This window comes from Acinetobacter sp. V91_7 (genome assembly GCF_031799075.1).
Lineage (GTDB): Bacteria > Pseudomonadota > Gammaproteobacteria > Pseudomonadales > Moraxellaceae > Acinetobacter > Acinetobacter calcoaceticus.
This window is the reverse complement of sequence record NZ_JAVQNT010000039.1, coordinates 1-19499: the sequence shown is the minus strand read 5'-3', so window position 1 is coordinate 19499 and position 19499 is coordinate 1. Positions and strand designations below refer to the sequence as shown.

Below are 19499 nucleotides of genomic sequence, written 5' to 3'. Positions count from 1 at the left end.
AATGCCCTGCTATTTACTTTTTCTCTGTAACCCAAAGCGTAATATATCCTTGAACTACAGGCTGTCCATCCGCTCTATAAGCATTAACTTTTATTTGCATATCTCCCACCTTCCACTCCTCATCAATTGTTGCCACTAACTTAATATCAGAATCTGCCTTGGCGACATAATTTACACTCATGCCTTTAGGTAGCCATCTTAAATGTTGAGGCACAGATGCTTCAGCTAACACACCCATGACAAATTCCAGCCCATTACATATCGCAATCACGTGTACCGTCCCGATATGATTTTCGATTGATTTATTTTTTTTGATCGAGGCTTCGCACACGTCTAAATCTAATTTTTGGATAATTGGATTTACAGTCTGAAAATATGGAGCAACTCGACTAACGACTTTTGACAATAGCGTTAGTCCCCCCGGTACGGTCTTCAAAGTCCTAAAAGCGATCAGAACATCATTGACAGGTGGAACTGCTTTATTTTTGATTTTGTTGGTAATTGTAGAAATATAATTACTCATAGTTTTACTTCAATTCGAGAATAAATCATTCAATAAATATATATGTACACATCTCTACACTCATTGCTTAGGTATCAATTTTTTGAGTCATTAATGATAATGATTGAATAACCTCTAGCATATCGTAATGTTCAGATAAAAAAATCAAACCTATTAAAAATGCCCAATATTGAATTGGGCTTTGAGTTATTGTTCGATTTCGATGGGATCGCCATCTTCAGGGCGAACGTGTCGCTCACCATCATCTGCGGGATCTACGCTTGAGCCATCTTTTGTAATGCTGTTATATAACTCATCCTCTTTTTTATCATCGATAAATTCTTCATCGGCAAAATCGAGAGGCTCTTCATCATCGTCAAAATTTAAGGGTTTTTCTTCATCTATCATGAGATTCATCCTTTACTTAACTTGTGTCATTCCATCCTTAAATAATTAACGGATAGATTCAACACCAAACAATCATCATTTGTGTAACTACACTTTAAGATACATTTTTCGATAAAAAACCGCCCTAGAAGGCGGTTGCTAAATTCTTATTCACTAGCGATAGAAGTACAGTAAATAATTATTTCACTCTACTTCCACAAACTATCAGTACTGCACATAAAGGTTTTTTCAACTGTTTTAAGAAGAACTCATTTATTTCGCCTGAAATTTCATATTGAATCTTCTTGCTTGTTTTCTTACTTCTGGGTTGGAAGGCAAAGCAAATGGACTTGCACGCCAGATCGCTTTTTCAATACTTGTTTTAAATTTTTGTTCTTCTTTATCTAAAAAGATGATTTGCTCAATTTCCCCACTATCACTTAAAAATACTTTAACGCTTGCACTCATCCCTGTAGAAGACTCTGGAACATCCCATATTTTATAAATTTTCTTTTGATATTGTTTTTTATATTTATCAGCCTCTGAGGTAATTTTATTATCATTCACTTGAGCAGAAGTAACTTGCTTGTGAACAGTAGTACACCCAACTAATAAAAATAAAGAAGCAATAATAGTGAAGTTTTTCATTTAAAATACCTTTTTTCAATAACTAAAATTTAACAGTTTAAAATTTAAAAAACTACCCGAAGGTGGTATTAATCATTGAATATCCCTAATCAGCAAAGGTGGTAAGCCGTTCTTATTCCACCTTTGTTTAAATTAATGTTTTATTTTTCTTTAAAAAGGGACTTCATAACGAATATTCATATTTGAATTTTCTGGAATATTATAGATATCTTGATCGGTAAAAATTCCATGTTCAGGTGCTTTAAAACTATTAAAGGCTTTATTTTCTGGAACAATTGGAGGTTTATTTAAGTAATTTTCTTGAGAATTATATGTAGATGAAGCACAGCCAATCAGCCCAAAACCCAATAAAGATATAACCAAAAACGTCTTCATAAATTTCGCCCACTGTTATAAAAACCACGCAATTTAACAAATTTAATCCCCATTGTCACACCTGTACTATTTAGTTAATCTTAATAATAAATTTAAAAGAAGCATTTTAAAAAATTAGAATCTGCTACAGGGCAAATATTAAAATTAGATAATAGACAAACACTCTAAAATGAAGAATTTTAGATTTTATTTTATATAAAATTCTTTGTGTGAAGCTTTCAATAGAACTTCACACAAACCTGTCGATTCACCCTATTATTGACCAGATGATCAAATACCCTAAAGAAAAAACCTTTAAAAATTAAACTTTAATGTTACAATACAGTGATTTACTCAATTTCAATTGGACTTCAAAAGAAATGAATAGATTGTTATTAACTTTTTTATTTTTAAATATTAGTCTTTTTTCTCCCGTAGCATTTTCTGAAACAAGCACATTTCAAATGAAACAAGAATATAGCTACCCTAACTTTAATATGCATAAAAGCATGCTTGCAGTAAACACGAGTTCTCAAGACCATAAATTTAATGGGCAACCAAAAGACTTTTCTAATTCTGCCGCTCATCATCAAAATGTAGATTTTTTTGAGATTGCGAAACAGTATCAAGAAAATGAAGCTAAGCCGTCCTACTCTACTGATGAAACAGTAAATATGAGTGATCATGAGCGTAGTCTTTACTACATTAGAAATCATGATAATGTGAATATTCAAAGAGAAATTCATGGTCAGCAGTTTAAATCGCTAAAACAACAGCGAGATAAAGGCATCATTTCCAATGATGTATATAAAGAAAAGGTCTACAAAATCTTAAGCCAACCTTCTTTTAAATAAGTTAAAAGCCCTCGCTAGAGGGCTTTTTGAATATTATTTTGCTGCTTGTGGAGTATTTCTAAAACTAATCGCCATACGGTTATATGCATTCATCAAACTAATAGCTATCGTTAAATCAACCAGTTCTTTTTCATCAAATACAGAATGGGCAAGTTGATAAACATCATCAGGTACTCCGGTTGTAGAAACTTTAGTTACTGACTCAGCCCAAGCTAAAGCAGCTCTATCCCTTTCATCAAATAGATGACCACCTTCTTGCCAAGCCTGAACTAAAGCTAGTTTTTCAATTGCTACGCCTTTTTTAATTAAATCTCTCGTATGCATGTCCAAACAATATGCACAGTTATTAATTTGCGATATGCGTAGATAAACCAATTCAACTAGCTCTGCTGCCAAACCGCTTTGCATTACGTAGCTATAGACACCAGCTAGAGCTTTAACACCTGCTGGAGCGACCTGATTATAATCAATACGTTGAACCATAATAGACACCTGTTTACTTTCAATTATTTTACCGGGGTAACTAACTCTTTATCGTCAGTATCTACAACAAATACTGCCAATAGCTTTGCTGGTTTAGTCTTACTTACATTGCGACTAATAGAATGAACTGCTCCTGGATCTTCAAACCAACTCTGACCTGCCTGATAAATTTTTGGCTTCTCACTATTCACTTTAGACTCAATGCTACCCTCAACCACATAGGCATATATAAAAGATGATTTCGCATGAGTATGAGGAATAGAAGCTCCACCAGGCGGATAATCCACCTCTAAAGCGATAAGAGACTTGCCCGGTATATTAGAAATGACGTGTTCAAAATTAGGCGTAACTTTTTCCACTGGCTCATGTGCCATAGATGGTGCAATACTCGCAAGCATTAGACCTATACCTAAAAAGAATCTGCTTTTGATTATTTTCATTTCAAATTAAACCTACATAAAGATAGGAAGTTGTTTTTATTTTATAGATCCGTAGTATAAATTCATGAACCAAAAATGCATTAAAAGGCTGTACCACGCATGTATCAGCAGCTCAAAATTAATTTAGATCGCAAATTAAAAACTCCGTTAGCCGAACAAATACGCCTTGGGATTGAACAAGCCATTATTTCTGGGACGCTACAACAAGGTGATCGTTTACCCTCATGGATCGATTTAGCCAGTCAACTTGGTGTTTCTAGAGGTACCGTAAAGGTTGCATATGAAAGACTTTCCGATGGTCAATTTATCATTGCGTCCCGATCACAAGGTACACGTGTTGCCTACCAAGCAGTTAAGCCACCCTCTACTCAAGATGACTATAAAAATAGTTCGTTTACACAGATGTATTTAGATATGACAACTGTGCAGGGCATTTTTCAATTAGGCGTCCCCTCAAAAGAAATCTTTCCAGCAAAGTTATTTTCAAAAATCAGATCAAGATCTGTGCGTAATGAATCTAGTGGATGGCCTAGCTATCCAGACGCTCGGGGTGAACATGGCCTTCGTCGAGAAATTGCGGCTTATTTAGCTCTATCAAGGGGCATTCAATGTATTCCTGACCAAGTATTTATCACTTCTGGTTTCTCTGGTGGACTGGGCCTTACATTACATGTTTTAGGATTAGGTGGGAAAAAAGCATGGGTTGAAGATCCCGGTTTTCCTTTCTCTAAACATGCGCTTGAAGTTGGAAGACTGGAAATATGTCCAATTCCCGTTGATAAAGATGGGATAGATGTAGAGTTCGCAATGAGAAATATACCGGATGCCTCCCTTGCATTAGTCACCCCGGGACAGCAAGCACCTTTAGGAATGTCACTTTCTTTGACCAGACGATTAAAGTTACTTGATTGGGCTAACCAGAATGGAAGCTGGATTATTGAAGATGATTATTTAGGAGAATTACAATTAGATGGCCGAGCAGCGCCCGCTTTATTTTCATTAGATACTACTGGAAGAGTTATTCACTTAGGAAGCTTTAGTAAAACAATCAGTCCCAAATTACGGATTGGATTTGCGGTTGTGCCTTTTCACATGATTAATCACTTTGCAGAAACGACAGCTACTTTAGTACCCGCTCCATCTCCATCTTTACAACTTTCAATTCAAGAGTTTATGCATGAAGGCCATTTTTTAAGACATTTAAGACGAACAAAAAGAACTTATAGTGCTCAGCGTGATGAATTAATTAAGTGTTTAAAACGATTTAATCTGCAAACGTATACTGCTGGTTTATCTGTACTCATTAATTTACCGCCCTCATTATCCGATCAAAAAATTGTGAATGAAGCATTAGCTTTCAATCTGGCTCCCTCTCCATTATCACTTTGGTACCAAGACCCTAAAAATGCTGTTTCAGGTTTAATGTTAGGTGTTGCAACCTCACCCTTATCAAAAGTAAATCAGTCATGTGAACAGTTAGTAGAGATCATCGAACAGAAAAAAGCCCTGTTGTAGGAGCTCTTTAATTCTGCTTTTAACACCAATTTATTTTAGAAATTGTTTTAAAGCTCTGAGAAAAACATAAACCAATTTATAAAATTTTGTTACTTTTTCGCTATAATGATTATAATTATCGTTTAGGATTTCGATACATAAACATGGAACGCTCATCTGCTCTTTCACTCCCAAATTTTAAGTTCAAAGTTTCTACTCTTAGCTATGCGATCGGACTTGCTTGTACTTATCTAGCAATTCCAGCACATGCCGAAGATACAGCTACCAGCGCATTACCAACCATCACTATTAAGGCGCAAGGTAACTGGTTAGAAGAAGCAAATGCTGAAACGGTTCACAAACACCCTGGTGCTCGAACTATTGTTGACCGCAAACGTTTGGATGAAACAGCTGCAACTTCAATTCGAGAAGCCCTAAAGCAAATTCCTGGAGTTCAAGCTCAAGATAGCAGCGGAACAGGTGGTAGTGATGTTTCACTCAATATTGGGGTCCGTGGTCTAGCATCACGTCTTTCACCACGCTCAACAGTTTTAGTAGATGGTGTTCCACTTTCGTTTGCTCCTTATGGACAGCCACAATTATCTTTAGCGCCTGTTTCAATAGGTAATATTGAATCTGTTGACGTAGTACGTGGTGCGGGGTCAGTTCGTTTTGGGCCTCAAAACGTAGGCGGAATTATTAACTTTGCGACCCGATCAATTCCACAAGATTTTAGTGGAACTGTTAGCTTAACTTCAGAATATGCATCTGGTACTGACCAAGTAAAACTCAGTCCTAATCTATTTGTTGGGGGAACTTTAGATAACGGATTAGGCCTTGCCCTCTTATATTCAGGGACTAAAGGAAATGGGTATCGAGACGCAAATAATAAGATTGATATCGATGATGTAATGTTAAAGTCTGCTTATCAATTTAATGATAAAGATTCAGTTGCTTTAAATCTGCATCATTATGAAGGTCGAGGCGAAATGCCAGAGGGTTTAACTCAGGCTCAGTATGCTGAAAACCCTTATCAGTCTTCTGGTGAAAAAAACTATTTTGCAGGTCGACGTACAGATGTCTCTTTACGTTATAACCATAAAGATGAAAAAAATAACTTCGAAGTTCTGACTTACTACATTGACTCTTTCCGCACAAGTAATCTTGAAAGTACAGTAGAGGGTGGACAAAAGCGTCTCGACTCTTCTCCACGCGACTACAAGGTCTATGCAATTGAACCGCGTTACTCTCGTATTTATCAATTAGGTAATACTCAAAATGAAGTAACGGTTGGCTATCGCTATTTAAAAGAAGAAAGTTCTGAGTTTGCTGGGCGTACCGCATCTTATAGTTCAGGTGAAGCAGTTCCAGATTTTGCTCCACGTACGATCAGTGATGGTGGTACCAAAGCACATGCGGTATATATCGACAACCGTATGGAACTCGGCCGTTGGACCATCACACCAGGCGTACGTTTCGAATCAATTGAAGCCCATAGTAACTTTTCTGTTTATGACAAAAATGGTCTCGTAAATACAGTTCATCCAAAAATTGATTCTGATGAATTTTTGCCAAGTTTGTCTGTCGTGTACTCGGCAAATGAAAACTGGAATATATTTGCTAATGCTGGTGTATCGTTTGGTCCACAACAATACAGCCAATTGGCACGTCTTGAGGAAGATAAAAAAAATGAAAAAGTATTTGCAGCTGCTACAACCGATGGCTTACATCCTGAAAAGTCCAATAACTACGAAATTGGAACTAAATATTTAGGTAACGGTTTAAATGCCGAATTCACCGTATTCTACCTAGATTTTGATAAAGAGCTTTCACTAGTACGTGATGCTGCTAATAACGGAATCTGGACAGATTTAGGGGCAACCAGCCATAAAGGTGTCGAAACGGGTATCAGTTATGATTTCGGTCAATTAACAGACACGTTAGAAGGCTTAAAAGTATATGGAAACTATACTTTTACCAAAGCAGTAGCTGAAGAAGGTAAATTTAAAGATAAAGACTTACCGTTTTACTCGCGTCATGTTGGTAATGTTGGGTTAGGTTACACAGTAGATAAATGGTCTTTAAATGCGGATATGTTTGCGCAGTCTAAGCAACATTCACCTGACCTACCTAAAAGTACGGTCTATCAAACAGAAGAAACTGCTGATGGTAAATATGGAGATATTCCGGGTTATACCACTTTTGCGGTCCGTACCTCTTATGACTTAAGTTCACAAGTTAAAGGTTTAAAAATCGCTGGCGGAATAAAGAATGTCTTTGATAAGCAATATTTTACCCGCTCAACTGACTCTACAGGTGGTAAGTATGTAGGGCAACCACGTACTTTCTATCTACAAACCTCTTTTGACTTTTAAAGCTAAATCAAATTGAACAAAAAGCCCTCTTCGGAGGGCTTTTCTTTAAACATTAAAGTCTTAGCCAATTTAAACGAGCATCGACATAAAATATTCTAATAACTTATCTCTTTCATCGATCTTATTTGCACTTAAAAGCTGAACCATTGCTCCATCAATAACAAATAAAAACATGTAAGCATCTTCAAGTGTAGCGGTAACTTTTATGGTTAAAAGTAGCTTATAAATTTCGTTAATGAACCAATTTCGGTAGTCAATGACGAGTTTATAGGCCGCTGGATAGAGCTTTTCAATTTCAAAAATCGCTTTAAATGGCAACCGATAAAAGCCATCTAAGTTCGCATGTAAGAAGTAGATTTTCTTTAACTTATCGAACACCATAAGTTCTTGGTATGAATGAATAATAGAAAACACCTCATGTTTTAATGCGTCCTTTTGAAAAGTCAGAGACATCTCAACCAGTTTTTCTTTAGAGTGAAAGTAATTATAAAAGGTGGCTTTTGGAATTTTGGCTTCACTAATAATTCGGTCGATACCGACGTGAAACCCATGTTGATTAAATAAATCTTTTGCCGCGTGGAGCACTTGTAGTGCTCTAAATGAAGCTTCTAAATTTGGCATAGATATACCGTTTAAAATAAATTTTTGTTGTATATAAGTGAGATAGAAATACCGGCGCTCTTAAAATGAGCGCTAAAAACAGGCATGCGAAAACGACACAAAAGTGGTGTGTTCACCTATCTCAGGTTTTATTGTTGCTATGATTTTTTAGTCGTAATGATCTAAAGGTGTAGAAAACCTAGAGTCGATTAAACCGCTTTAAATGCCAGTTGAATGGTATCGGTAGAGGGAGTTTGGCAAAGGCCAAGAAATAAGAAGAATTAGTACGCATGAGCGGACTCCTAGATGAAATAGAAGTTCTGCCAAATCACTGCTAAATGATTATGGTGGCAGAACGAAGAAGGGTTAGCAGACCAGTCATCTAGGAACCGGCACGCCCGAGGGCGTCCCTCCTCCGTCCTACCGCTACGAAGGGAGACGAACGAGTTCGACACCAAAAAATTGCTCTTTTGATGTCCTAGATGAAAACGGTCTGCTAAAACCGACTGGCAATGTGGCCAGCAGGCAAAGGATAATCGGAGAGGTTTTAGGTGTCAATGTTCAAAAAGAAAGAATCAAAACATTAGATATAAAAAAAGCTCTTTAAATAACAAGAGCTTTAAATATTGAAACTTACTTAGTCTCTTTTACATGAAATGACTGTATAAGCAGAGTTAAATTATTTTCTATATTCTGCCAATCAGCTAGATGCATATCACTGTAATGTGCGGTAATACTCATCGGCAGTCCCTTCACATTAAAAGTATGACTACAATAGTATTGCTGATTTGGTTTAGCATAGTCCTCTAGAATAGCCTGTTCAGGATCTGGTTTACTTAATAAATAAGTTCGAGCAAAAGTACTACAACTAATATAAGAGACTATATTTCCATCAGCGTCTTTTTTAAAGTAAATCTTATAATGATTATAATCCTCTGTTACATCATCAGGATATTTCTTTCGCCAATCCTTATAAACAAGAACTTTATAGAACCCGCCTGGTAAATTAGGATCTAGTGATACCACTTCTGTTAAGCCTAATTCTAGAGCTGGTTTAGTTTGTATATATTTAATTAATTTTGGCGTTTCAAAATACTTCTTCGGATGAAACACTGAACTTAAATTTATACCCATTTTAATTTCTGCGGCACTAGCATTTATGTTCTTATATATCCAGCTATTTAAGGAAAACCAAATTACATACTTATGAAACTCTTGCCAGTCCTTAGGTATTTCATACTCAGCTCTTATTGATTCAGGATTAAAAATATGTAAATTCTCTAATGTTTTACCTTTGTAATCAGGTAAAAGAACTTGAAAAAGTTCAGTACATTGGAATTTATCACATAAGGCTTTGCCACTCTCATATCGTTGCTTTTCTCTGAATTCCAGATCTTTCTTTCGTGAAGATTCAGAAATAGCAGTTGCATCCATAAGATAGTTTGCTGGAATATCTAATATGACTCCATTAGAGTCAAATTCAGATGGCCAAATCTCTGTATACAATGGTGGATGTAAATAATATTCTCTAAATAAAATCTTTTCTTTGTAATTGTGATATTTGCCATAACTAAAGATTGCAACTAACAAAAGTATCAGTAAATACCTCTTCTTAAGAAGAAAAGATATTGAGGAAGCTTTTTTCATAAAACCTCTCCTGATAACAAATTCAATTCTTTATTCATTTATAATTTTCAAGATTCACAAAAGGTGTAAGTCGTATCTATTCTTTATATTAAGATAAATTAGGAAGAAATATTATAAGAAAATTGATTTATATTGGCTTAATAACTAGCACATTGCTTAGTGTTATGCAATAAAAGTACTTTAAATGTAAAAGTGTTATTTATTTTAAATTAATAAAAAAGATCAAGGGACTTATAAGATCCGCAAAGAGCACTTTTTAACGATACTTACTAAAACAGTGCTCTTTACTTTTTTATTTATTCATCATTTTAGAGTGATCCATATTCATCATCTGTGAATGGTCCATTTCACTCATTTTAGAGTGATCCATTTGAGACATATCTGCCATATTGCCATGCTCATGCTGCGTATGGTCTTGCTGCATTTTTCCATCATTCTTCATGCTACAAGGTTTTGTGCATTTTTCTTGTGCTTTAGAATTTGGCTTAATTTCCGCATTCGCAGCCGTTGTTTGTTTTGCATCTTCTGCCCAAGACTGGGTTCCAGTGATTAAAGCACCAACACACATAAGCGTTGTTAAACTACGGCGAAATAGAGTTTTCATTTTTAGATCCAAAAATTAACTTTATCTAAATACCCTATAGGCTTCCAACGGACATCCAGGTGACCTGAAAATGACATTTTTGTAATCTACGCCGAATCATGTGTTTATAACGTTATTATATTCCCAGTGAATAATATGAGATTTTTTATAAATGAGAATCTTATTGGTTGAAGATGAAATAAAAACAGGTGATTACCTTAAACAAGGTTTATCTGAAGCTGGATATATTACCGATTGGGTGACTGATGGATTATCAGGTAAACATCAAGCGCTTGTAGAAGAATATGACTTGATTATTCTGGATGTGATGTTACCGAAGTTAGATGGTTGGAACATCATTAACGATATCCGAAAAAGCGGCAAAACCATGCCCATTCTTTTTCTTTCAGCCCGTGATCAAATTGAAGACAGAGTTAAAGGTCTAGAACTCGGGGCCGATGATTATCTGGTAAAACCTTTTGCTTTTGCTGAGCTGCTTGCCAGAATAAAAAGCCTACTCCGTCGTGGGCAACAAAAAGAAGATAGTAATATTATTACAATTGCCGATCTTGAGCTTGATCTTCGTAAGCGTCGTGTCACTCGAGCGGGTCAACGTATTGACTTAACAGCTAAAGAGTTTGCATTGATGGAATTATTCATGCGTAGACGTGGAGAAATCTTACCTCGTACCCTCATTGCCTCTCAAATATGGGATATGAATTTTGATAGTGATACCAATGTTGTAGAAGTCGCTATTAAACGTTTAAGAAATAAAATAGATAGTAACTTCAGCCCTAAGCTGATCCAGAACATACGAGGAATGGGCTATGTGTTAGAGGTTGAAGATGCCTAATAAACTGTTTAATGCGATCAGCTTTCGTATTGCAATTCTTTTTTCTTTTTCTACAGTTATTATCTTAATGATTATGGGATTGGTCATTCACCAACTCGTCATGCATCATTTTGAAACTCAAGATAGAACTCAATTAGAAGGTAAAATTCAACTTGTAGAAAACCTACTTGAGCAAAATCATCACAAGCCTTCTGAATTAAACTTATATTTAAAAGATGCCTTAGTTGGACATCACGACCTGATCGTGCAAATAGAGCGCCCGAGCGGTCAAATTATTTTTAGCTCATCGCCAACAGCGCTTAAGAGTAAAACATTAGTAAAATCTAAACATGGTCCGTGGCTTGAATGGAAAGTCCAAAATAAAATCTATCATGGCTTAATTTATAAAAAGTCTTTCGATCAAAATAGCGCTATTCCATCAGCTCAAATTATTGTGGGTATTGATACATCTGAGCACCTACATTTCTTAAACGATTTTAGACGTCAGCTCTTATATATCGGTATTATCGGTACAATTTGTTTGATGCTCTTGGGGTGGTTTGCTGCTTGGCGTGGGCTCCGTCCAGTTCAAAACATGGCAAAGGTTGCAGAAGGCATTTCAGCTCAGCATCTTTCCGAGCGTTTAGAAGTCGACAACACACCAACTGAACTGAAATCGTTAGCTATCGCATTTAACGATATGTTAGATCGACTAGAAACAGCCGTAGGAAAACTCTCAGATTTTTCATCTGATCTTGCCCATGAAATTAGAACACCGATTAACAACTTGATGACTCAAACCCAAGTTTGTCTATCGCGTAGTCGAGATATCACTACCTATCAGGAAATTCTATTTTCCAACTTGGAAGAGTTTGAACGTTTAGCCAGAATGGTGTCCGATATGCTCTTTCTTGCCAAAGCAGAACATGGCTTACATAGAGCAAACTTACAACAAGTAAATTTGGTCAAAGAAGTCTCGGCATTATTTGATTTTTATGATGCGATTGCTGCTGAAAAAGGCATGTCACTAAAACAAACTGGCCAAGGTTATGTCGAGGGTGATCCTTCAATGTTACGCCGAGCGCTTAGCAATCTTTTATCAAATGCAATCAAATATGGTAAATCAGATTCGATCATCAAAATTAAATGCCAACAGAATAGTGATACAACTGAACTAACCATTGAAAATGAAAGCTCCCCCTTATCTCAAGAACAACTCACTCGATTATTTGATCGTTTTTACCGTACAGATGCGTCGAGACAACGAGTTGAAGAAGGCACGGGGTTAGGATTAGCAATTACCAAATCTATTCTTGATGTACATGGAGCTACTATTCAGGCGAACTATGAGAATGGGCATATTACTTTTAAAATCATCTTTCAAAATTAAGTGTATTCCTGATCTCTCATACTCATTTATTAGTTAAATTGATCTAACAGTAAAATATTATCAAAATAGAAAAAGTCTTTGGTACTGATAAATTCTCAATTTTTTAAAATGACAAAAATGTAATTTTGGAGTCATCAACGCGTTTCTCTCTATCTTGAATAATAGGCATACAAAGAGTGTGACTAATAAAGTACATCCTTTATTTTAATTCAGTCATTACTTAGTCAAATATTCATTTTACGAGGATGAAAACATGAAGCTTTTTCACAACAAAATGACCGCTCTACGGAATGTTCTAGTAGGAGCAACTATGATGGTTGCTGCTTCAAACGTATTTGCACATGTCAGCCTAGTTAGCGCAAACCCCGGTATTAATGCTTCGGTAGTGAGTCAACCTAAAAATATAACGCTTAATTTTGGCGGCGAAGTCATGTTAATGAACATTAAGTTGCTTGATGCTCAACGTACAGACATTCCTTTAAATTACCAAGTGAGTCATGATTTAAAAAAATCATTTGAAGTCGCTGTGCCAAAGCTAAAAAAAGGAAAATATACCGTAGTGTGGACCACTATGGGCTCTGATGGTCACAACATGAGTGGCGAATATACTTTCACTATTAAATAAACCAGAAAAATAAAAAAGTATCGCTAGTCCATGCCAGCAATGAGCTGGCATATTGTATAGAGAGAAGAATATGGTGCCTGAAACTTGGATATATGCGACTTGGCTTGTTAAAGCTTTTTTATATTTGGGAGCCGCATTTGTTATTGGAGGTGCCTTCTGTTATTTCTTGCTTGGACACTATGTAGAAATTAAAAAAATTATTATCAAATACATCACTGTTGGTGCAGGGTTGGGGCTTGTCTCAAGTACTTTAGGCTTCTTCATTCTCATCGGAAGTTTTGCCAATACTGGCCTATCAGGTATGTGGGATAGTAACTATATAAATCTACTCATTAATACGACGATTGGTCACGTCTACATCATTCGATCAATCAGCTTTCTGCTTTTATTACTCTTTATGCTCGTAAAATTAAGCAGTGGAAATAGTCAGATTTCTAAATTTGAAGGATCAATTTTCGCTCTACTATTAATACCCATTGTTTTCAGTTTTTCTCAATTAGGTCATGTCACGAATTTATCCTTATTTGCGCAAATCTTACTATCAACACATGTACTTGCAATGTCTTTATGGATGGGTTCACTCTATCCCTTATGGAAAACGAGCAGAATAATTCATGGCCTACCGTTAAAAGAACGTATGCATCTGTTTGGAAAAATTGCAGCCTTTATTGTTGGAGTTTTACTTGTCTGTGGTGTTACTATTGCCCTGCTATTGCTTAAAGATTTCAATACGCTGGTCAATACCCCTTATGGGCATGGATTGATTATAAAACTACTCTTTGTGCTATGTATTTTATTGCTAGCAGCCTTTAACAAATGGTATTTCACTCCTCGTTTACAACACTCAAAATTTGCAAACCAGTTGGGTTGCGCCATTTTATTTGAAATGTCATTAGGCCTAGCCATCCTTTTAACAACGAGCTACATTACGACTGTTATTGGTATTGAATAGAGATTAATAAAAATTCCAGAAAACGCTTTTTAGCTAAAAGCGTTTACAACTTAAAGTATTTCCGCACTCATCCAACTACTCTTCAAAAAATTTAAGCTTGAAGAAATTGCTGATTTAATTTGGCTTGAATCAGCAAGTTATATGCATCGGTTTAAAAAACCTATTGTTTTAACTTAATTTTATTTAGTGTCATACATAAGGCTTTTTTGTCGGCCTCTTTAAGTTGAGGATGCTGAACAGACCACATGTAGCCACAGCTATGAGGTGCTTTGTTATTATTTTTCTTAAGTTCATAGGCAATATTTTTTAGAAGCTCCGTGTTTAGCGTACTAATTTTTAAACGTACTTCTGCTAAATCTTGGGGCTTCCAATTGGCTTCCGAACTCGATAACCAGTCTGCTCGATATCTGTACTGAATTGCCTTAGCAACATTCATTTGAGTCACAATAAATGGCTTCACTGTTTCGCTATTTAAACCAAAAGATTCAGCTTCGGAAACAGATTGATCGAGAACTTTCTTTTCTTGAGTTAAATCTTCAATCGGCAAATGCTGCTCTGCTTTATAACCCGCTACATCCTTCATATAAGATAAGCGCTCGTTAATTAAACGGGCAGTTTGATCATATTGATATGCTTGCGCTAATGAAGAAAAGCCCATGAAAACTACCAACGTACAAACCGCTTTAATAGCTTGCTGAGCACGCTTAATTTTTGCCATGTAATACCTATCGAAATTATTGTTTTGTCATCATTCCAGATCAGTACTGTATTTTAACAACATGCAAAAGTAAAATTTCAAGATAGGCTAAGTTCTTGGCTCCATGCCGAATCAGGTTGTTGATAGATGTGCTGGCATACTTGCTTAAGAGATGAGGTAAAGTGCTGGTTTTGTCCATCCCATTTCTCAACCATACAATAGGTGATATGAATGCCTTTAGGTTGAAACTCCCTTGCCAATGACTGCGCTAAAGCACGAATGCCCGCGAACATGCTTTGGCTTAATACATCATAATGAGTCGAGTTGCTAAATGGCGCTCCAAGAAAAATAACTGTGCCCCGTTGCTGTTTTAGCATAGGCTTAATCACAGCTTGCGCTACACTCACTGCACTTAAACCTGTGGTCTGCCAATGGTGTTCAATCTCTTCTAAAGATAAAGCCTCAATATTTGGTGAAGATGAAAAGTTCGGCTGAAACACACACAGTTCAATTGTATGTCTGTGACTGGAAATATAACTCAACAAGCTTTTTAAATGATCTGCATTCACCAAGTTCAAATGAACTGCTGTCACACCATCATTTATAGAATGCACTTGTATATTCTGCATGGCTGAATCATGCACAACCTGATAAAGATATAATGGAGAATGTGCATTTTTATCTAAGATTACAAAGTCACGCTCGATCAAGTGTAAGTCATGACCAGCAACGACAACACAGCCCTGCTTTTTTTGAAATCTCTGACATATTTTTTTTAGCATTTTAGTCTCTCAAAATTTTTCTTGATAAGGGCGTAAATCCAACTCATGTGTCCAAAGCTCAGGCATTTGTTGGTAAAGCATCCAATAGTTTTCTGCAATTGCGTCAATATTGAGTCCACCCGTGCCACGCGTAAGACGGGCTAAACGCCCTAGGCCAAATAATGCTTTATTCACTCTATCGCCATCGACCATTCCATCAATAATCACATGAGCAATATGTATGCCTTGTGATTTATAGATTTGAGCTAGATTGAGTGCATAAGCTCGCAAGGCAGATTTACCCATCGTAAAAGCTGCAAAAAAAGGTTTCCCGCGCAAAGAAGCACTCGCCCCAGTAAAAATAAGCGTACCGTAGTTTTGATCTTTAAAGATTTTTAGACAGCTTTGAGAAACTAAATACGCCGATAGAAAAGTGGATTGCCACATTTGAGTAAAAAACGATAGCGGGCTGCGTAAAAAAATTGAGGGAATATTCCCTCCCACATTATGAATTACAGCAGTAATGCGTTCATTTTGACTGGTGATTGTGTCAAACAAGGCCTGTACTTGCTTTACATCTTCTGCATCTAAACGAAACGCAACAGCGTCACCGCCTTTCGAATGGATTTCGGCAGCCACTGCTTCAATTTTTTGGAAAGTACGCCCAGCGACATAAACTTTTAAGCCTTCTTTTGCAAAACGATGGCACACAGCTGCACCAATACCTTGTGATGCCCCAACGCCAATAACAACTACACAATCTAATATTTTATCTGGTGTTGCTAATGTCATAATCGTTTCACCCTGTTTGTTTTTTATACCATAATGCAATAGACGGACGATCCAAAATTTCTTTACCAAATTTTTTGCTTGTGCGAATCACTTCACCTAGTTGGGCAACAACAGCAATGTCTGCAATTGTTTGTGAGTCTCCAACCAACCACTCACTTTGTGATAAAACTTGTTCAATGCGGCCTAAGTGTCTTCTGAACTCTTCTTCAACATGCTCAGCTTTCATTCGGCCTAAACCCTGAAAGAAAAGCTGTGTTTTCAATTCGGCTAAAATAAATCCTTTTACCATTGGCTTCTCATAAGATGGGCGACCAATACTGCTAATACGAATTGCTTCATCTAGGGCTTCTGGATCATTTACGCGTAAATAGACTTCATAAAAATAGAGAGACTCATCTGCCCAGTCTTCCCATAACTCTGAAAGTGCCTTTTGATTTGGATCTTCTGGATAGAGCCGAGGCGTATCTGGATAGGTTTCATCCAGATAACGAGCAATTCGAGTACTATCTTGAATACGCTGACCATTATGGTCAATTACAGGCACCTTGCCCACTTTACTCAATAAAGGAACTTTAGCTCCCAAAATACCGTTATAGTTAACTGTTTCAAATGAAATTCCTTTAAATTTCAAAATTCTTGAAACTTTCTGACAAAATGGCGAAATTTCCCATTGATGCAAAATAATATCCGACATTTGTTCACCTTTATTTTAATTGCCTGTTTTGCTTACCAGTTCTTTTTTAGAACTAACCAATAAATATACAGTATGTATTTTTAAGTCAAACTGTTTTTGATGACGAATAAGTTTCAAAAAACTAAAATCATTTGATTTATATCGTTTTATGCTCAGCCAATTTTAATGAATAAAATTAAAATTACGCGGAACCATGCGACTAACATAGAACCGCGTATATTTGATAAATTAATAAGTCACTGTAACCACAACACTATCAGAATAGTTTCCTGGTGTACTTGCGATGGAAGTACCTTGTGGAATTTTCCCATAGACAGGTGTACTTTGAGCGCTACCTGTTCCCGTACCAGACACTCCACCGGCTCCCCCAACATTGGTTACGCCACCTGTGGCATCCCACACCGTACTATAGTTAGAGTCTTTATATAACTGATAGGGAATATATTCATTATTACCATTGGTCATACGCCTAAATCCGCCAGGAATACGGTTATTGCCATCGCCTAAATAAATGCTATATGGTGTTCCATAATTACAGGTCGAATTTACAGCTCCTTGCGCTGTGTAATCACGACTAGTGGTACTAATATCATTAATATTGCTGAAATCTACAGTTGAGGTTGAGTTTAATTGACACATACTTGGTACCACAAAGTTTGCTGTTAGTAATACATCACCTGAATCCCAGCCACCAATTAAATCACCGCATGATAAACCCAAAAGATCCATATCCCAATACAACCGAACCGAAGCCGTATATGTTCCTTTAGGATATGCAATGAGTGACCCCGTTCGAGCTGGAACTTTCACATTTACCGAGTAACTCACAATATTATTTGATGCCACTGTTGCTACTGGACCATACCACACATTGGAGGTTTGGTTGGTGGTAGAAGACCCAGCTCCACCTACAGTTGCAGTGACCGTATATGGTAAAGTCACACTATTATTCGCAGTGGTTGCTCCTGTAAATACGGTTTTCATACACATGAAATTAGAAATTTGGGGAAGTCCTAAATTCGTGCAAGTAATTGTGCCTGAAAGGTTTACAGTTGCATCACTATTAATATTTGCTGCCGTGTAGGTAAAAGTACTATTAGTAGTTCCGCTTACTGTACAAGCAGCATGTGCTGGACTAAAAAAAGCATAAACGAGATAAAATAAGCAAATGCCTATAAAGTATTTTAAAGCCAATGAAAATTTCTTATAGCTCTCTATTTGAGCCTTATTCATAATATTTAATGACATACATAAGGTCCCAATTTCTTAGTTGAGTACTGATTACTGTTATAAGTGAAGTCAACTTGGCATGAACCATGATCCAGAAGATCGACTTCAAGCTTGTTTTGTTTTATTAGGTTTTGAATAAATACTTCACCGTCGTAGCCAACTACCCCATCTTGTTGCCCATTAATTCGAACCGTATAACCCGGTAATAAAGGTGAATTATTCTGGTCAACAAGTTTGACTAATCCAGAAATGACCTGATGAGCACCAAAGTCAATAAGACCACCTTGGCGATAACCTACAACTGTTTTCTGATCTGTAGACTTCACGCTCCAATTCAAAGGAAGATACGATGGATCTAAATAAATATGGTTCTCTTTATATGGCATAAGACTTGGAATCAGAAATCTTCCAGAACTATCAGTTACGCCCAAGTTGATTCCGCCATTTATAATTTGGCTTTGTGGCCCAGCATTGGTCACAACTGCATAGCCATCTCCAATTTCATTGGCCGCAAAAATCCGCCCAGCTGCCGCAACCAACGATCCTGTTGCTGAAAGTGCAACCTGATCGTTCTCTCCTATTTTGTTATATCGACCTGTCAGATAAGCAGCACGGGCACGGTAAGATGCATAGATAGATGCATTGTTTTGATTGGCATCCTGATCGTGCTCAACGTAGCCTCCCCATCCAAATGAACCGATTTGTGGTTCTGATAAACCGAATATTTCTTGACGGTAACTCAGCCTGCCAGCATCACTAGATACACTTGTAATCGCATTCACTCGGGTAGACGGTGTGTAACGCAGCGCAAAGTAAATGCCATAGTCTTTGTGATTTTCATAATCTTTATACGCTGAGGCATAAAAGCCCCAGTTTTTGTTCAGACTCCCACTTAGGTTTGTAGAGAGTAATTTATAAGAGTTGTCGCTATATTTGATCTGGTTATATCCCAGATAGGCGCTATACCCTTCGTAAAAGTTATAGCTCATCCCCGCCCTAAAAATCTCATCTGCCAGTGCACTGTAGCTCAAATAATTTTTGGGTTCAGCATCGGTTTGATTATCTTTTAAATATCGAATTTGGGACACACGGGCAAGGTCAAAATAGTTATCGAATACTTTGCGGTAACTGGTATTAAACGAAATATTCTTACTAATCC

22 protein-coding genes are annotated in these 19499 nt (G+C 36.8%); 7 read left to right on the top strand and 15 right to left on the bottom strand.

The window, feature by feature from the left end:
- Window positions 1–13: 13 nt before the first annotated feature.
- The 4 genes from RMB03_RS12620 to RMB03_RS12605 all read right to left on the bottom strand — a co-directional run bounded on the left by RMB03_RS12620 (window position 14) and on the right by RMB03_RS12605 (window position 1912).
- Entirely contained in the window at window positions 14–523 is a 510-nt protein-coding gene (locus tag RMB03_RS12620) for a hotdog fold domain-containing protein (RefSeq protein WP_311076479.1), read from the bottom strand.
- A 186-nt stretch (window positions 524–709) separates the two neighbouring features.
- Window positions 710–910 carry a hypothetical protein gene (locus RMB03_RS12615; protein WP_198079938.1) on the bottom strand — a complete coding sequence of 67 codons (201 nt, stop codon included), beginning with the start codon at window positions 908–910 and terminating at the stop codon, window positions 710–712.
- 252 nt (window positions 911–1162) lie between these two features.
- Window positions 1163–1537 (bottom strand): TonB C-terminal domain-containing protein, encoded by a 375-nt coding sequence (locus RMB03_RS12610; protein WP_311076476.1) that lies wholly within the window; start codon window positions 1535–1537, stop codon window positions 1163–1165.
- 150 nt (window positions 1538–1687) lie between these two features.
- Complete coding sequence (locus RMB03_RS12605) at window positions 1688–1912, bottom strand: hypothetical protein (RefSeq protein ID WP_080027343.1); 225 nt, start codon at window positions 1910–1912, stop codon at window positions 1688–1690.
- 311 nt (window positions 1913–2223) lie between these two features.
- Here RMB03_RS12605 and RMB03_RS12600 point away from each other — a divergent pair, with 311 nt between their 5' ends.
- Entirely contained in the window at window positions 2224–2745 is a 522-nt protein-coding gene (locus RMB03_RS12600; RefSeq protein ID WP_311076473.1) for a hypothetical protein, read from the top strand.
- Between the two features lie 33 nt (window positions 2746–2778).
- On the opposite strand, the gene RMB03_RS12595 is transcribed toward RMB03_RS12600, so the two are convergent.
- Entirely contained in the window at window positions 2779–3228 is a 450-nt protein-coding gene (locus RMB03_RS12595) for a carboxymuconolactone decarboxylase family protein (RefSeq protein WP_311076471.1), read from the bottom strand.
- Window positions 3229–3251: 23 nt separating this feature from the next.
- Complete coding sequence (locus RMB03_RS12590; protein WP_311076470.1) at window positions 3252–3626, bottom strand: cupin domain-containing protein; 375 nt, start codon at window positions 3624–3626, stop codon at window positions 3252–3254.
- 141 nt (window positions 3627–3767) lie between these two features.
- Between RMB03_RS12590 and RMB03_RS12585 the strand changes: the two genes are divergently transcribed.
- The gene (locus RMB03_RS12585; RefSeq protein ID WP_311076468.1) at window positions 3768–5183 is read left to right on the top strand and encodes a PLP-dependent aminotransferase family protein; all 1416 of its coding nucleotides are present in this window, start codon (window positions 3768–3770) and stop codon (window positions 5181–5183) included.
- Window positions 5184–5326: 143 nt separating this feature from the next.
- Window positions 5327–7537 (top strand): TonB-dependent siderophore receptor, encoded by a 2211-nt coding sequence (locus RMB03_RS12580; RefSeq protein ID WP_311076467.1) that lies wholly within the window; start codon window positions 5327–5329, stop codon window positions 7535–7537.
- Window positions 7538–7606: 69 nt separating this feature from the next.
- Here RMB03_RS12580 and RMB03_RS12575 read toward each other — a convergent pair whose 3' ends face one another.
- From RMB03_RS12575 to RMB03_RS12565, 3 genes are all read right to left on the bottom strand, one after another.
- Window positions 7607–8158, bottom strand: coding sequence for a helix-turn-helix domain-containing protein (locus RMB03_RS12575; protein ID WP_311076465.1), 552 nt, complete (start codon window positions 8156–8158; stop codon window positions 7607–7609).
- 612 nt (window positions 8159–8770) lie between these two features.
- Window positions 8771–9784 carry a hypothetical protein gene (locus RMB03_RS12570; RefSeq protein WP_311076463.1) on the bottom strand — a complete coding sequence of 338 codons (1014 nt, stop codon included), beginning with the start codon at window positions 9782–9784 and terminating at the stop codon, window positions 8771–8773.
- Window positions 9785–10076: 292 nt separating this feature from the next.
- Window positions 10077–10388 (bottom strand): hypothetical protein, encoded by a 312-nt coding sequence (locus tag RMB03_RS12565; RefSeq protein ID WP_017392135.1) that lies wholly within the window; start codon window positions 10386–10388, stop codon window positions 10077–10079.
- Between the two features lie 151 nt (window positions 10389–10539).
- Here RMB03_RS12565 and RMB03_RS12560 point away from each other — a divergent pair, with 151 nt between their 5' ends.
- The 4 genes from RMB03_RS12560 to RMB03_RS12545 all read left to right on the top strand — a co-directional run bounded on the left by RMB03_RS12560 (window position 10540) and on the right by RMB03_RS12545 (window position 14166).
- Window positions 10540–11220 (top strand): heavy metal response regulator transcription factor, encoded by a 681-nt coding sequence (locus RMB03_RS12560; RefSeq protein ID WP_056480886.1) that lies wholly within the window; start codon window positions 10540–10542, stop codon window positions 11218–11220.
- The gene (locus RMB03_RS12555; RefSeq protein WP_311076460.1) at window positions 11213–12589 is read left to right on the top strand and encodes a heavy metal sensor histidine kinase; all 1377 of its coding nucleotides are present in this window, start codon (window positions 11213–11215) and stop codon (window positions 12587–12589) included. Before RMB03_RS12560 ends, RMB03_RS12555 begins: the two co-directional genes overlap by 8 nt.
- Window positions 12590–12842: 253 nt before the next feature.
- Window positions 12843–13214, top strand: a complete 372-nt coding sequence (locus RMB03_RS12550) for a copper resistance protein CopC (protein WP_311076458.1) — start codon at window positions 12843–12845, stop codon at window positions 13212–13214.
- 70 nt (window positions 13215–13284) lie between these two features.
- Complete coding sequence (locus RMB03_RS12545; protein WP_311076456.1) at window positions 13285–14166, top strand: CopD family protein; 882 nt, start codon at window positions 13285–13287, stop codon at window positions 14164–14166.
- Window positions 14167–14326: 160 nt separating this feature from the next.
- Here RMB03_RS12545 and RMB03_RS12540 read toward each other — a convergent pair whose 3' ends face one another.
- The 6 genes from RMB03_RS12540 to RMB03_RS12515 all read right to left on the bottom strand — a co-directional run.
- The gene (locus tag RMB03_RS12540) at window positions 14327–14884 is read right to left on the bottom strand and encodes a chorismate mutase (RefSeq protein ID WP_311076454.1); all 558 of its coding nucleotides are present in this window, start codon (window positions 14882–14884) and stop codon (window positions 14327–14329) included.
- Between the two features lie 77 nt (window positions 14885–14961).
- Window positions 14962–15645 (bottom strand): SDR family NAD(P)-dependent oxidoreductase, encoded by a 684-nt coding sequence (locus RMB03_RS12535; protein WP_311076452.1) that lies wholly within the window; start codon window positions 15643–15645, stop codon window positions 14962–14964.
- Between the two features lie 9 nt (window positions 15646–15654).
- Window positions 15655–16416: an SDR family NAD(P)-dependent oxidoreductase gene (locus RMB03_RS12530; protein WP_311076449.1), complete on the bottom strand. Its 762-nt coding sequence runs from the start codon at window positions 16414–16416 to the stop codon at window positions 15655–15657.
- 7 nt (window positions 16417–16423) lie between these two features.
- Complete coding sequence (locus tag RMB03_RS12525; protein ID WP_311076447.1) at window positions 16424–17110, bottom strand: glutathione S-transferase family protein; 687 nt, start codon at window positions 17108–17110, stop codon at window positions 16424–16426.
- 228 nt (window positions 17111–17338) lie between these two features.
- Window positions 17339–18358 carry a spore coat U domain-containing protein gene (locus tag RMB03_RS12520; RefSeq protein WP_311076445.1) on the bottom strand — a complete coding sequence of 340 codons (1020 nt, stop codon included), beginning with the start codon at window positions 18356–18358 and terminating at the stop codon, window positions 17339–17341.
- On the bottom strand, window positions 18349–19499 hold a 1151-nt coding region (locus tag RMB03_RS12515; RefSeq protein WP_311076443.1), incomplete at its 5' end, for a fimbria/pilus outer membrane usher protein. The genes RMB03_RS12520 and RMB03_RS12515, both read right to left, overlap by 10 nt.